This window comes from Rhodococcus sp. Q1, assembly GCF_004153645.1.
Lineage (GTDB): Bacteria > Actinomycetota > Actinomycetes > Mycobacteriales > Mycobacteriaceae > Rhodococcus > Rhodococcus gordoniae.
Window position 1 is genome coordinate 251037 of the sequence record NZ_SDMJ01000003.1, and the last position, 13697, is coordinate 264733.

A 13697-nucleotide genomic window follows, 5' to 3' on the forward strand; every position below is an offset into this window, starting at 1 on the left:
TTGCCGATGTGTTGACCGCCGCGGCGTTCGTGCCGTCCCCACCGCTGCTCGTACCCGAGCTGACCGGTCTCGCCGCATCCGAGACCGGCGATCTGCGCGAGGCGGTCCTCGAGGTCGGTCGCAGGCTGTCCGGGGCCGCGGAATGGGTGGTCGTGGGTGCCGAGCCGGTCGAGCAGACCGTTCCGTCCACCGCGCGCGGAACCTTCCGCGGTTTCGGTGCCGACATCGCGGTGCAGCTCGGCCCCGATGCCGCGGGCGAACCCGATCCCACGCTCGCTCTGACGGCGCTCGTGGCCGGCTGGATCCGCGACCGCACGGCGCCCCACACCCGGGTGACGGCCCACGTGGTGGCCGTCGACGCGGACGCCGCGCACTGCGCGGATCTCGGCCGCGACCTGCGTGCGGATCTCGACGGTGACGACCTTCCGCGGGCCCTGCTCGTCGTCGCCGACGGAGCCGCGACCCTCACTGCCAAGGCCCCCGGCGCCTACGACCCGCGGTCCGAGGAGGTCGAGGCGGCACTGGCGGCCGCGCTCGCCGCCGGAGATCCGGCGGCCCTCGCGGCGCTCGACGCCGAGCTGTGTGCGGAGATCGAACTGGCCGGACGCGCCGCCTGGCACGTGCTGGCGGCGAGCTTCGGCGAGCGGCCCCGCTCGGCCTCCGTCACCTACTCCGCCGCGCCCTACGGCGTGGGCTACCACGTAGGGATCTGGACACCGTGAGCGCGGGAAGTACCGGCCCCGCCGCCGCACTCGTCCCGATCGCGGTGGTGGGCCCCACCGCCACGGGCAAGTCCGATCTCGGATTGGACCTCGCCGAGACGCTCGGCGGCGAGATCGTCAACATCGACGCGATGCAGCAGTACCGCGGCATGGACATCGGGACGGCGAAGCTCTCGCCGCACGAGCGTCGCGGCATCCCGCACCACCAGCTCGACGTCCTCGACGTCACCGAGACCGCGACGGTCGCCCGCTACCAGCAGGCCGCGATCGCCGATGTCGAAGCGATCCTGGGGCGCGGTCGCGTCCCGATCGTGGTCGGCGGATCGATGATGTACGTGCAGGCGCTGCTCGACGAATGGCAGTTCCCGGCGACGGATCCGCAGGTCCGGGCGAAATGGGAGGCGCTGCTCGACACCGAGGGGCTCGCCGCGGTCCACCGGGCGCTGCAGCACGCGGATCCCGCCGCCGCGGCGACGATCCTGCCCACCGACGGCCGCCGGATGGTCCGGGCGCTCGAAGTCGTCGAACTGACCGGGCAGCCGTTCGCGGCCTCGCAGCCGACGATCGGCGAGCCCCGCTGGGGCAGCGTGATCCTGGGCGTCGACCGTGCCACCGCCGAACTCGACGACCGCATCGCCCGGCGCACCGACCTGATGTTCGAACGCGGTCTCGTCGACGAGGTGCACGGACTCGTCGAGGTCGGACTGCGCGAAGGGGTCACCGCGCGACGCGCGATCGGTTACGCCCAGGTCCTCGCGGCCATCGACGGGGAATATGACCTTGCCCACGCCCGCGAGCGGACGTTCATCGGGACCCGGCGATACGTGCGGCGGCAGCGCTCGTGGTTCCGCCGCGATCCGCGCATCCACTGGCTCGACGGCGCCGAGCCCGACCTGCGCGGGACGGCCCTGCGGGTGGTGCGGGACGCACGGACGTCACCGGCCTCACCAGCCCGATAAGGTAGCGCCCATGGAGTTCAGCAAAGGGCACGGAACCGAGAACGACTTCGTGATCCTTCCCGATCCCGACGCCCGCCTGGACCTCGACGCCGGCCGGATCGCCGCTCTGTGCGACCGGCGCCGTGGGCTCGGTGCCGACGGTGTGCTCCGGGTGGCGCGGGCCGGCGCATTGGTCTCGGCCGGGGTGCTCGGCGAGCTGCCCGAGGGCACCGGCGCGGACGACTGGTTCATGGACTACCGCAACGGCGACGGATCCATCGCCGAGATGTGCGGCAACGGGGTGCGGGTGTTCGCGCACTATCTCACCGCGCGCGGACTCGAGAGCCGCCGCGAGTTCGTCGTCGGCAGCCGGGCGGGGGGCAAGCCCGTCACGGTGCACGAGAGCTCACCGGTCCTCGGCGAGGTGACCGTGGACATGGGGACCGTGCGCAGCCTGGGCGAGTCGGCGGCGACCATCGACGGGCGGGTCTATCCGGGTCTCGGCATCGACGTCGGCAACCCGCACCTCGCGTGCGTCGACCCGCACCTGAACGAGACGAGCCTGGCCGGTCTCGACCTCACCGCGCCCGGCTTCGACCCCGGCTTCTTCCCCCACGGGGTCAACATCGAGTTCCTGACCCCCATCACGGCCGGAACGGTCCACATGCGCGTCCACGAACGCGGCGTGGGGGAGACCCGCTCCTGCGGAACCGGCACGGTGGCCGCGGCCGCGGCGGCCCTGCGCTTCGACGGAGCATCCGACGGTGCGGTGCAGGTGCGAATTCCCGGCGGGTCGGTCGAGGTGCGGATCGAGGACGGTCGCGCCTGGCTGCGCGGGCCGTCGGTGCTGGTCGCGACGGGTGAACTCGACGAGACCTGGTGGTCGGCGCCGCACTGACGTCGGTGCCGGTGACGCCGGTGGCGAAGGGCGGAGAAACTCGAATGCACCGATTCGGGCTTCGTGACACCATGGAGGTGTATGACGAACACTGAGCGCCCGTATCGCGCAACCACAGACGACAGCGCTTCGACCGCGTACGACGCGACCGGAGGCTGGACCGCCGAGGATCCGTCCGTCGGCGAGATGCAACTCGAAGACCGCAGCGCGTTGCGGCGTGTGGCCGGACTGTCCACCGAACTCGAAGACATCACCGAGGTCGAGTATCGCCAGCTCCGCCTCGAGCGGGTCGTGCTGGTCGGTGTCTGGACCGGCGGAACGGCCGCCCAGGCCGAAGCGAGCCTGGCCGAACTCGCCGCGCTCGCCGAGACCGCGGGATCGGAGGTTCTCGAAGGCCTGGTCCAGCGGCGCGACCGGCCCGACGCCTCGACCTACATCGGTTCGGGCAAGGCCGAGGAGCTCCGGCAGATCGTCCTGTCCACCGGCGCCGACACGGTGATCTGCGACGGTGAACTCACTCCCGCCCAGCTCACCGCCCTGGAGAAGGTCGTCAAGGTCAAGGTCATCGACCGGACCGCACTGATCCTCGACATCTTCGCCCAGCACGCCACCTCGCGCGAGGGCAAGGCACAGGTTTCCCTCGCGCAGATGGAGTACATGCTCCCGCGTCTGCGCGGCTGGGGCGAGTCGATGTCGCGGCAGGCCGGTGGTCGTGCCGGCAGCAACGGCGGTGTGGGCCTGCGTGGTCCCGGTGAGACGAAGATCGAGACCGACCGTCGCCGGATCCGCGAGCGGATGGCCAAGCTCCGTCGCGAGATCAAGGCGATGAAGGCCGCGCGCGACACCAAGCGCACCCGGCGTCTGCGCAACAAGATCCCGTCCGTCGCGATCGTGGGATACACCAACGCCGGTAAGTCGAGCCTGCTCAACACGCTCACCGGTTCCGGTGTCCTGGTGCAGAACGCGTTGTTCGCCACCCTCGACCCGACGACCCGCCGGTCGGCGCTGCCCGACGGCCGCGAGTACGTGCTCACCGACACCGTCGGTTTCGTCCGGCACCTCCCGACCCAGTTGGTCGAGGCGTTCCGGTCGACCCTCGAGGAGGTCGCCGACGCAGACGTGCTGCTCCACGTCGTCGACGGTTCCGACCCGATGCCCACCGAGCAGATCAAGGCGGTGCGCGAGGTCGTCACCGAGGTGCTGCGCGAATCGGATGCGCCGCCGCCGCCCGAACTGATCGTCGTCAACAAGATCGACGCCGCCGATCCGGTCACCCTGACCCAGTTGCGCGGTGCGATCCCCGGCGCGGTGTTCGTCTCCGCACACACCGGGGAAGGCGTCGACGAACTGCAGGCCGGGCTGGCGGCCCTGCTCGAGGATCCCGATGTCGAGGTGAAGCTGCTCCTGCCGTACACCCGCGGCGACCTGCTCGCGCGCATCCACTCCGACGGTCAGATCCTGTCGTCCGCGCACGAGGTGGACGGTACGCGGGTGCATGCGAAGGTGCCGGCGGCGCTGGCGTCGGCATTGGTCGACTTCGCGGCCTGATGCCGGTCGTGCGCCGGGCGGCGCTGGTCGCTGCCGTCACGGCGTTCGTGCCGGTGGCGCATGCCGGTGCGCAGGACGGGGGGATTCCGGTCGCCGACCTCCCGAACGAGGTCCTGTGCACCCCCGGCGATCCCGCGCTGGCCGAACTGTCCGGCCTCGCAGCGATCGACGGACGGTTGTTCGCGACGCCGGATGCCGGGGGGGACGAGCGCATCCTCGAACTCGACGACGAATGCTCTGTGCGGCAACGGATTCCGACTCCTGTCGATCCGTACGACGTCGAGGATCTCGCTGCGGGCCCCGACGGCCGGTTGTGGCTCGGCGACCTCGGCGACAATACCGGTGTCCGCGAGACGATCGCGCTCATCTCCCTCGACCCCGAGACCGGGCAGGGCGACCTGCACCGCCTGACCTATCCCGACGGTCCTCGCGACGCCGAGACCGTACTCGTCTCGGCCACGGGCGAACCGGTGATCGTGACCAAGGCGCTGTTCGGGTCGAGCACCGTGTACCGGCCCGCACGCGGACTCACGATCGGCGACCTCCCCGTCCCGGGACCGGCCGCCCTCGAGAAGGTCGGGTCGCTCGCACTCGGGCCGTCGGACACTCCCGGCGGACCCGTTCCCGGTGCGTCCTCCTCGATGATCACCGGCGGTGCCGTCAGCGCCGACGGGACGGTCGCCGCAGTACGCACCTACACCGACGTGTACCTGTTCCACGTGCCCGACGGCGATCTCGCGGCCGCCCTGGTCGCAGGCCCTCGCTTCCGGATCCCGGTACCGGACGAACCGCAGGGCGAAGCAGTCGCCTTCACCACCGAGGGCGATCTGCTCACGGCGTCCGAGCGCGGTGCGACAGCGGCGGAGAACCCGCCGGTCCGGATCCGTCGCGGTGCGACCGAGCTGTTCGTGCCCGCGGACGACGATGCCGCGGACGAGACGTCGTCCGCGGCATGGCCGATCGCGGGTGCGGGCGTGGCCGCCGGGGTGATCGCCCTCGCGGTACTCGGACTCGCCGTCCGGCGCCGCGCCCGCGAGTGAGGTCAGGCGTCGAGATCCGCGGCCACCAGCTCCACGACCTGCGTGAGGACCGCGTCGTCGTCGCAGGAGACCGTCACTTGCGTGCCCTGCCCCGCGCCGAGCGTCATGATCATCAGGGCCGAACCCGCGTCGACGGGCTCGCCACCGTCCACCGCGAGAGTGACGGGGACGCCGGCCGCGACGACGGCCTCGGCGATGATCCCTGCGGGACGGGCATGGAGGCCGATGGACGAACCGACGGCAACCGTGGTGCTGGGCATGTGAATCTCCTTCGTTGTGGGGAAGTGCACTGCGATCGGACGATCAGGAGTGCGCTGCTACGGGTTGCGGGTTCGCCTCGGCGGCGGCCCGGGCCGGACGGGTGAGCGATTTCGCGATGCTGACCGCGAGCGCGGCGATCATCGTGCCGATCACCAGTGCGATCAGGAACCACACGACGCGGTCGATGGCGAACAGGACGAACAGTCCGCCGTGGGGTGCGGTGAGCGTGACACCGGTCGCCATGACGATGCCGCCGGTCACCGCGCCGCCGAGCATCATCGACGGGATCACCCGGATCGGGTCGGCAGCCGCGAACGGGATGGCACCCTCCGAGATGAACGACGCGCCGAGCAGCCACGCGGCCTTGCCGTTCTCGCGTTCGGCCGTGCTGTAGAGGCCGGGACGCACCAGCGACGACAGCGCCATGGCGAGCGGCGGAACCATGCCGGCCGCCATGACCGCCGCCATGATCTCGAGGGAGGCGGTGTTGGCGACGTCGAGACCTGCCACGGCGAAGGCGTAGGCGGCCTTGTTGACCGGTCCGCCGAGGTCGAAGCACATCATCAGGCCGAGGATGGCGCCGAGCAGCACCGCGGAACCACCGGACAGACCGTTGAGCCAGTCCGTCAGACCCGTCGTGATCGCGGCCAGCGGACGACCGAGCAGCAGGAACATGAGCCCACCGACGATCAGGCTCGCGAGCAGCGGAATGATCACCACCGGCATCAAGCCGCGAGCCCAGGTGGGCAGCGGGATACGGCCGACCCACAGGGCCGCGAAGCCGGCGATGATACCGCCGACGAGACCACCGATGAAGCCGGCGCCGACGAAGACGGCGACCGCACCTGCGGTGAAGCCGGGGGCGAGACCCGGACGGTCGGCGATCGCGAAGGCGATGTAGCCGGCCAGCGCCGGGACGAGGAACGAGAACGCCAGCGAGCCGATCTGGTAGAGGACCGCACCGAGATAGGTGCCGAGTCCGCCCGCGGGCAGGTTGGTGAGCGTGTTGTCGAGGACGATGTCGGCAGCCGAGTCGGTGATGTCGGGACCGGCGAGCAGGAAGCCGAGGGCGATGAGGAGACCACCGGCCGCGACGAACGGGATCATGTAGCTCACGCCGGTGAGCAGGATCTGCCGCAACCGGGTGCCCCAGCCGAGGTCGCTGCCGCCCTCCGACTCGCCTGCCGGGGCGCCCGAGGCGGCCTCGACGGTGCGTGCGGACGGATCGGCAGAGGCCTTCAGAGCCTCGGCGATCATGGTGTCCGGCTCGTTGATCGCGCGCTTGACGCCCGACGCGATCACGGGCTTGCCGGCGAACCGTTCCCGGCCCTTGACCCCCACATCGGTGGCGAAGATGACGGCGTCGGCGCCGGCGATCGTGTCGGCGGGCAGAGGAGTGCTACCGCTCGACCCCTGCGTCTCCACCCGGACCGTCACGCCCGCCCGTTCACCGGCCGCCGCCAGCGCGTCGGCGGCCATGTACGTGTGCGCGATGCCGGTCGGGCACGCGGTGACCGCGACGATCGTGCGGCTTCCGGCGGGTTGCTCCGGACTCTGCGGAGGTGCGACCGCGGGCTTCGCGGACGCGGCGGGCGCCGGCTGTTCCGCCGCTGCGGCGGAGGTGGCAGCACCGGTGCCCGACGGCTCCGGTCGGGGCGGGAGGACGTCTTCGACCAGCGCGATGACCTCCTCGGCGGAGGCGGCCGCGCGCAGCGACGCGACGAAGTCCGGACGCACGAGTGCGCGAGCGAGGGCGGTCAGCAGCTTCATGTGGTCGCCGCCCGCACCTTCCGGCGCGGCGATGAGGAAGACGAGGTCGGCGGGTCCGTCGGGAGCTCCGAAATCGGCCTTCGGAGACAGTCTGGCGAATCCGAGCGAGGGCGTGGTGACCGCTTCGCTGCGGGCGTGGGGGATCGCGATTCCGCCGGGAAGACCGGTGGCCGACTTGGCTTCCCGTTCGAGGACGGCTGCGGTGAGCGCGTCGGCGTCGGAGGCGCGGCCGGTCGCGGCGAGGCGTCGGGCGAGCGCGGCGATGACGGAGTTCTTGTCGGGTCCCAGGTCGGCGTCGAGCGCGACGAGTTCCGTACCGATGATCGAGGAACCGCCTGCGGGGCCGGAGGTGGTGTCGGACATGACGTTCCTTAGGAGTGGGAGGGGAGCGGTCGGGGTCGGCGGTGGACGTCGGTGACGTGCACTCGGGAGGGGTCGACGGAATCGGGAGTGGGAAGGGCGGTTCCGGGTAGTGCGACGGCCGCGGTCCCGTAGGCGACTGCGAGTCGCAGGCACTCGGCGGGTTCGTGACCGGCCCGTTCTGCGAGCAGATATCCCGCGAGTGACGAGTCGCCGGCACCTACCGTGCTGCGGACCGTGACGTCGGCGGCGGTGGCACGCCAGGCGCCCGCCTCGGTGACCAGAACGGCGCCTGCGCCTCCCAGGGTGGCGAGGACCGCCCCGACGCCACGGTCGACCAGGACCCGCCCTGCATCGACCACGGCGCCGACATCTCCGGAAGCGGCGCCGGATTCGAGTTCGTGGGCGTCCGCCCCGGTGAGCTGGGCGAGTTCGTCGGAATTCGGCTTGATCACGTCCGGGGCGGCCGCGGGGAACCGCGCGGCGAGGGCGAGCAGCGGCCGCTCGGAGGTGTCGATCGCGATGCGGCACCCGAGGCTGCGCAGGGCATCCACGAGATCGGCGTACCAGGATTCGGGTACGCCGGGAGGGAGGGAGCCCGACAGGACGGTCCACGCGGCGTCCTGCGCGCACTCGAGCAGGGCGGCGTGCAGTTCGCCCAGCGTGCGTCCGGTGCAGGGAGTTCCGGGTTCGTTGAGTTTCGTGGTGGTGCCGTCGGGTTCGGCGACGGTGATGTTGTTGCGCGTCGGCCCGGAGGTGGGCACGGCCCGATGCGTGATGCCCTGCTCGTCGAGTGCGGTGAGCAGCGGGTCGCCGGTGTTGGCCGGGAGGACGGCGACCACCTCGGTCGAAGCGGCGTGCAGCACGCGGGCGACGTTGATCCCCTTCCCGCCCGGATCGACGGTCGATCGCTCGGTGCGATGCACTCTTCCGCGTTCGAGTGGGCCCGTCAGCCCGACCGTGCGGTCGAGACTGGGGTTGGCCGTGAGCGTGACGATCATGCCGTCACCACCTCGATTCCGTGTTCGATGAGTTGACGGCGGTCGGTGTCGTCGAGGTCGGTGTCGGTGACCAGGACGTCGATCGGTTCGAGCGACGCGAAGCTCAGCAGGTTGCGCCGGCCGACCTTCGACGAATCGGCGACCACGACGACCCGGTCGGCCGTGCGCACCATGGCGCGCTTGATCGCGGCCTCGTCGGCGTCGGGCGTGGACAGTCCGTGGTCGATGCTCAGGGCGTTGGTGCCGATGAATGCGACGTCCACGTGGACTGTCGAGAGGGTGGTCAGGGCCTCGGCGCCCACCGCGGCCTGGGTGACTCCGCGGACACGCCCGCCGAGCAGGTGCAACTGCACGGTGTTCATCGCCGCGAGACGTGCGGCGATCGGCACCGAGTTGGTGACGACGGTGAGTTCGATCTCGGGTGGCAGTGCTCCGACGATCCTGCCGGTGGTGGTGCCCGCGTCGAACAGCACGCTGCCCCCCGACGGTGGGAGGAAGGCCGTGGCCGCGGCGGCGATGCGGTCCTTGTGCTCGGCGCGGGTGTGTTCGCGTTCGGATAGGGCGGGTTCGGCCACGGTGAGCGAGGCGGCCGGAATGGCACCCCCGTGGACGCGTCGCACGAGGCCCAGGCGTTCGAGATGGGCGAGGTCGCGCCGCACCGTCTCGGTGGTGATGCCGTAACGGTCGGAGAGGGCGGCGACAGACACGCGGCCACGAGCCGCCACCAGCGCTGCGACCGCCTGTTGTCGTTCCTCTGCGTACACCGTCACTCCTGGGGGTACCCGATTTGTGGGATATAGATGTTGGTTTATGTTGTTTTACGCCCGTCTGTGTTGACATGTCAAGGCTTGTGAGTAATCTGGGTCACAACGAACCACCGCGGTGAGGAGATCTCCATGGAGCAGTCGGTGTCCGCCCTGCACGGCACCCCGGTCGTCCCCGGTATCGGATACGGACCGGTCGTCCGGCCCGTTGCGCGTCCCGTCGTCCCGGCCCAGGGCACATCCGTCCCCGACACGGCGCGCGAAGCCGAGGTGGGCAGATTCGAGGAGGCGGCGAGGGTGGTGGCCGAGCGACTGCGGGCCCGCGCCTCCCGCGCCTCGGGTGCCGCCGCGGAAGTGCTCCAGGCCACCGCGGTACTCGTCGAGGATCGCGCCTGGCGCGGAGCGGCCGCGACGAAGATCCGTTCCGGCGCCGACGCGGTCGGCGCCACCGTCGGTGCCACGGAGCAGTTCGCAGCACTGTTCGAGAAGATGGGGGGTCTGCAGGCGGAGCGGGTCACCGACCTGCTCGACATCCGTGACCGCGTGATCGCCGAGTTGCAGGGCGCTCCCGAACCCGGGCTCGAGATGCCGGACGAACCGTCCGTGCTCCTGGCCACCGACCTCGCACCCGCCGACACCGCCGGTCTGGACCCGTCCGCGATCGTCGCGCTCGCCACGTCGCTCGGAGGACCCACGAGCCACACCGCGATCATCGCGCGTCAGCTGGGCATCCCGTGCGTCGTCGCGGTGGCCGGCCTCGACGACGTCCCGGTGGGGACGACGGTGCTGGTCGACGGCGCGACGGGCCGGATCGTGCTCTCACCGGACGGCGCCGAGGCCGCTGCCGAGGTCGAACGAGACCGCATCGAACGCGAACGTGTGGCGGGCTGGTCCGGTCCCGGAGCCACCGCGGACGGGCACCCGGTGGAGATCCTCGCCAACGTGCAGGACGGATCAGGCGCCCGGGCGGCGCGGCACACGCCGGCGCAGGGCATCGGACTGTTCCGCACCGAACTGTGCTTCCTCGACCGCGACGCGGAGCCGACCGTGGTGGAGCAGTCCGACATCTACGCGGAGGTGTTCGAGGCGTTCGAAGGACGGAAGGTCGTCCTGCGCACACTCGATGCCGGATCCGACAAGCCTCTCCGCTTCGCCAACCACCCCGACGAGCACAATCCCGCGCTCGGGGTCCGCGGTATCCGCATCACCACGTCGGCGCCGGGTGTGCTCGACCGGCAGCTCGACGCGGTGGCCGAGGCGGCCTCGCGCACCGGTGCCCGGCCCTGGGTGATGGCGCCGATGGTGGCGACCGTGTCGGAGGCCGCCGATTTCGCTGCGCGGGTGCGCGAACGCGGGCTCTCACCCGGGGTCATGATCGAGGTGCCGTCCGCGGCCCTGCTCGCGGATCGGCTGCTCGAACATCTGGACTTCCTGTCGATCGGTACCAACGACCTCGCGCAGTACACGATGGCGGCCGACCGGATGTCGCCGCAGTTGGCCGCCCTCACCGATCCGTGGCAACCCGCGGTACTCGCATTGGTGGCACGCGCGGCACAGGCAGGCACCGCCGCCGGCAAACCGGTGGGGGTGTGCGGCGAGGCGGCGGCCGACCCGCTCCTCGCGTGTGTTCTGGCCGGGATGGGCGTCACCTCGCTGTCGTGCGCGGCGTCGGCGGTGACGGGCGTCGGCGCCCGGCTCTCCTCGGTCCCGATGGATCGCTGCCGCGAGGCCGCAGAGGTGGTCCTCGCGACCGACGATCCCGTCGCGGCACGGGCCGCCGCCGCGAAACTGCTGGACTGAGCGGCACGACCGGGACGACCGGTTCTACGATGTCCTGTCGTGACCGAACGAGCGAAGACGACCGGACGCACCACCACGGTCCGAGGGTGGGCACTGCACGGCGACGGGCGTCGCATCAACCCAGGTGCGGTCGTCGCACCACACGAGCGACTGTCCTGGCCGCGCACCGTGGGCATCGGGATGCAGCACGTCATCGCGATGTTCGGCGCCACACTGCTCGTGCCGACGATCACGGGTTTCCCCGTCACGACGACGCTGCTGTTCTCCGGGATCGGTACGGCACTGTTCCTGATCATCACGCGCGGACGGGTGCCCAGCTATCTCGGTTCGTCGTTCGCGTTCATCGCGCCTCTGAGCGCCTCGGCCGGTTCCGGCCCGGCCGCGCAGCTCGGCGGGATCGTCGCCGTCGGCATCGTTCTCGTGCTGATCGGTCTCGTCGTCAAGGCAGCAGGTTCGCGCATCATCGACGCGGTCATGCCGCCGGTGGTGACCGGGGCGATCGTCGCCCTGATCGGGCTGAACCTCGCACCGACCGCCACCGGATCGTTCGAGGCGCAACCGCTCGTCGCCACCATCACGCTCGTGGTCACGCTGCTCGTGACCGTGGTGGGACCGGGCATGCTGGGACGGCTCGGCATCCTCGTGGGTGTGATCGTCGGATGGATCTTCGCGGCGTTCACCGGAGCGATCGCCTCCGAGCGCATCGACGCCATGCGCGACGCGGCGTGGTTCGGATTGCCCGATCTGCGCGGCCCCACCTTCGAGCTGTCGGTCGTCCTCCTGGCGCTTCCCGTCGTCGTCGTGCTGGTCGCGGAGAACGTCGGGCACGTCAAGGCCGTCGCGGCGATGACCGGGCGGAACCTCGACGACATGGCCGGGAACGCGCTCATCGCCGACGGTCTCGCGACCACCCTGGCCGGCGCGGGGGGAGGTTCGGGAACGACGACCTACGCAGAGAACATCGGCGTCATGGCCGCGACGCGCGTGTATTCGACCGCGGCGTACGCCGTCGCGGCGGTCACCGCTGTCGTCCTCGCCTTCTCACCGAAGTTCGGTGCATTGGTCTTCACCGTGCCCGACGGTGTCCTCGGTGGCGCGACCCTCGTGCTCTACGGCCTGATCGGCATCCTCGGTGTGCGCATCTGGATCGACGCGAAGGTCGACTTCACCGACCCTGTCAACCTCACCGTCGCGGCCGCCGCGCTCGTCGCCGGCATCGGCGATCTGACGCTGGCGATCGGATCGGTCGAACTCGGGGGCATCGCGTGGGGTTCGATCGGCATCCTGGTCGCGTATCCCCTCCTGCGCAGACTTGCGGATCTGCGGCACTGATCCTGGCCTGGGGGTAGTCCGGGTCACAAAATCCGCTCGGTTGTGTCAGCGTCACGGCGCGATCGTCTGCATACCGTGAGTATGTCGAACGACCTCTCACACAGGAGCGCAGATGGAACGCACCCTTTTCGAGCCCGAGCACGACCTCTTCCGGGAGTCGTACCGGAAGTTCCTCGAACAGGAGGTGGCCCCCTTCCACGAGCAGTGGGAGAAGGACAAGATCGTCGACCGTGAGGTGTGGAAGAAGGCCGGCGCGCAAGGTTTCCTCGGCATGGCGGTGCCGGAGGAGTACGGCGGCGGCGGAATGGACGACTTCCGCTACAACGCCATCATGGCCGAGGAGACCACCAAGCTCGGCTTCAGCGGGCTGGGCTTCATGCTGCACAACGATGTCGTCGCGCCCTACCTGCTCGAGCTCGCGACCGAGGAGCAGAAGAAGCGCTGGCTGCCCGGTTTCTGTTCCGGCGAACTCATCACGGCTATCGCGATGACGGAGCCGGGCACCGGCAGCGACCTGCAGGGCATCAAGACTCGCGCGGTGCGCGACGGCGACGACTGGGTCCTCAACGGCGCCAAGACGTTCATCACCAACGGCATCCACTCCGACCTGGTGATCGTGGTGGCCTGCACCGACCCCGAGAAGGGTGCCCAAGGCTTCTCGCTGCTCGTCGTCGAGCGCGGCATGCCGGGTTTCGAGCGAGGACGCAACCTCGACAAGATCGGTCTGGCCGCACAGGACACTGCAGAACTCAGCTTCGACGATGTGCGTGTTCCGGCGGCCAACCTGCTCGGGCATGAGGGCATGGGCTTCATCTACCTGATGCAGAACCTGCCGCAGGAGCGCCTCGCGATCGCGGTCGTCGCCGCCGCAGCCATGGAACGCGTGCTCGACGACACGATCCAGTACTGCCGCGACCGCAAGGCGTTCGGCAAGCCGATCGGCAAGTTCCAGAACACCCGCTTCGAGCTCGCCGAGCTCGCCACCGAGACCCAGCTGGCCCGGGTGTTCGTGGACCGGTGCATCGAGCTGCTCAACGAGAAGAAGCTCACCGTCCCGGAGGCGGCCATGGCCAAATACTGGACCACCGACAAGCAGGTCGAGCTGATCGACCGCTGCCTGCAGCTGCACGGCGGCTACGGCTACATGCGTGAGTACCCCGTGGCGAAGGCGTACCTCGACGCCCGCGTGCAGAAGATCTACGGCGGCACGAACGAGATCATGAAGGAAGTCATCGGGCGCGGTCTCGACATCTGAGGCATGTA

General features: G+C 70.3%; 12 protein-coding genes. 8 read left to right on the top strand and 4 right to left on the bottom strand.

The genetic code is table 11. From position 1 onward, the window contains the following. The first annotated feature begins 8 nt into the window (after positions 1-8). The 5 genes from EQ874_RS09695 to EQ874_RS09715 all read left to right on the top strand — a co-directional run bounded on the left by EQ874_RS09695 (position 9) and on the right by EQ874_RS09715 (position 5146). A complete protein-coding gene (locus EQ874_RS09695; protein WP_129976635.1) occupies positions 9-722 on the top strand; it encodes a hypothetical protein in 714 nt (237 codons plus the stop codon). Then, the gene (gene miaA / locus EQ874_RS09700; RefSeq protein WP_064064523.1) at positions 719-1681 is read left to right on the top strand and encodes a tRNA (adenosine(37)-N6)-dimethylallyltransferase MiaA; all 963 of its coding nucleotides are present in this window, start codon (positions 719-721) and stop codon (positions 1679-1681) included. The genes EQ874_RS09695 and miaA overlap by 4 nt, the downstream gene beginning before the upstream one ends. A gap of 10 nt (positions 1682-1691) precedes the next feature. After that, a complete protein-coding gene (gene dapF, locus EQ874_RS09705; RefSeq protein ID WP_064064522.1) occupies positions 1692-2558 on the top strand; it encodes a diaminopimelate epimerase in 867 nt (288 codons plus the stop codon). Between the two features lie 81 nt (positions 2559-2639). After that, entirely contained in the window at positions 2640-4106 is a 1467-nt protein-coding gene (gene hflX, locus EQ874_RS09710; RefSeq protein ID WP_064064521.1) for a GTPase HflX, read from the top strand. After that, on the top strand, positions 4106-5146 hold the full coding sequence (locus tag EQ874_RS09715; protein ID WP_129976636.1) for a hypothetical protein: 1041 nt from the start codon (positions 4106-4108) through the stop codon (positions 5144-5146). Before hflX ends, EQ874_RS09715 begins: the two co-directional genes overlap by 1 nt. Positions 5147-5148: 2 nt before the next feature. Here EQ874_RS09715 and EQ874_RS09720 read toward each other — a convergent pair whose 3' ends face one another. Genes EQ874_RS09720 through EQ874_RS09735 form a run of 4 tightly spaced genes read right to left on the bottom strand, consistent with a single transcriptional unit; the run spans position 5149 to position 9302 of the window. Then, complete coding sequence (locus tag EQ874_RS09720; RefSeq protein ID WP_064064519.1) at positions 5149-5406, bottom strand: HPr family phosphocarrier protein; 258 nt, start codon at positions 5404-5406, stop codon at positions 5149-5151. 43 nt (positions 5407-5449) lie between these two features. Then, positions 5450-7540, bottom strand: coding sequence for a fructose-specific PTS transporter subunit EIIC (locus EQ874_RS09725; RefSeq protein ID WP_129976637.1), 2091 nt, complete (start codon positions 7538-7540; stop codon positions 5450-5452). 8 nt (positions 7541-7548) lie between these two features. Next, on the bottom strand, positions 7549-8538 hold the full coding sequence (gene pfkB / locus EQ874_RS09730; RefSeq protein ID WP_064064517.1) for a 1-phosphofructokinase: 990 nt from the start codon (positions 8536-8538) through the stop codon (positions 7549-7551). Beyond that, positions 8535-9302, bottom strand: coding sequence for a DeoR/GlpR family DNA-binding transcription regulator (locus tag EQ874_RS09735; protein WP_064064524.1), 768 nt, complete (start codon positions 9300-9302; stop codon positions 8535-8537). Before EQ874_RS09735 ends, pfkB begins: the two co-directional genes overlap by 4 nt. A 132-nt stretch (positions 9303-9434) precedes the next feature. On the opposite strand from EQ874_RS09735, the gene ptsP reads away from it, so the two are divergent. From ptsP to EQ874_RS09750, 3 genes are all read left to right on the top strand, one after another. Then, positions 9435-11102 carry a phosphoenolpyruvate--protein phosphotransferase gene (gene ptsP / locus EQ874_RS09740; protein WP_129976638.1) on the top strand — a complete coding sequence of 556 codons (1668 nt, stop codon included), beginning with the start codon at positions 9435-9437 and terminating at the stop codon, positions 11100-11102. 39 nt (positions 11103-11141) lie between these two features. Next, positions 11142-12434 (top strand): solute carrier family 23 protein, encoded by a 1293-nt coding sequence (locus EQ874_RS09745; protein WP_064064515.1) that lies wholly within the window; start codon positions 11142-11144, stop codon positions 12432-12434. A gap of 112 nt (positions 12435-12546) precedes the next feature. After that, the gene (locus EQ874_RS09750) at positions 12547-13689 is read left to right on the top strand and encodes an acyl-CoA dehydrogenase family protein (RefSeq protein WP_129976639.1); all 1143 of its coding nucleotides are present in this window, start codon (positions 12547-12549) and stop codon (positions 13687-13689) included. Positions 13690-13697 lie beyond the last annotated feature (8 nt).

Bases quoted from the DNA above. Each gene is read 5' to 3' on its own strand.
- ptsP (WP_129976638.1), top strand. From the start codon at position 9,435: ATGGAGCAGTCGGTGTCCGCCCTGCACGGCACCCCGGTCGTCCCCGGT.
- dapF (WP_064064522.1), top strand. From the start codon at position 1,692: ATGGAGTTCAGCAAAGGGCACGGAACCGAGAACGACTTCGTGATCCTT.
- EQ874_RS09720 (WP_064064519.1), bottom strand. From the start codon at position 5,406: ATGCCCAGCACCACGGTTGCCGTCGGTTCGTCCATCGGCCTCCATGCC.
- pfkB (WP_064064517.1), bottom strand. From the start codon at position 8,538: ATGATCGTCACGCTCACGGCCAACCCCAGTCTCGACCGCACGGTCGGG.
- EQ874_RS09715 (WP_129976636.1), top strand. From the start codon at position 4,106: ATGCCGGTCGTGCGCCGGGCGGCGCTGGTCGCTGCCGTCACGGCGTTC.
- EQ874_RS09725 (WP_129976637.1), bottom strand. From the start codon at position 7,540: ATGTCCGACACCACCTCCGGCCCCGCAGGCGGTTCCTCGATCATCGGT.
- EQ874_RS09750 (WP_129976639.1), top strand. From the start codon at position 12,547: ATGGAACGCACCCTTTTCGAGCCCGAGCACGACCTCTTCCGGGAGTCG.
- hflX (WP_064064521.1), top strand. From the start codon at position 2,640: ATGACGAACACTGAGCGCCCGTATCGCGCAACCACAGACGACAGCGCT.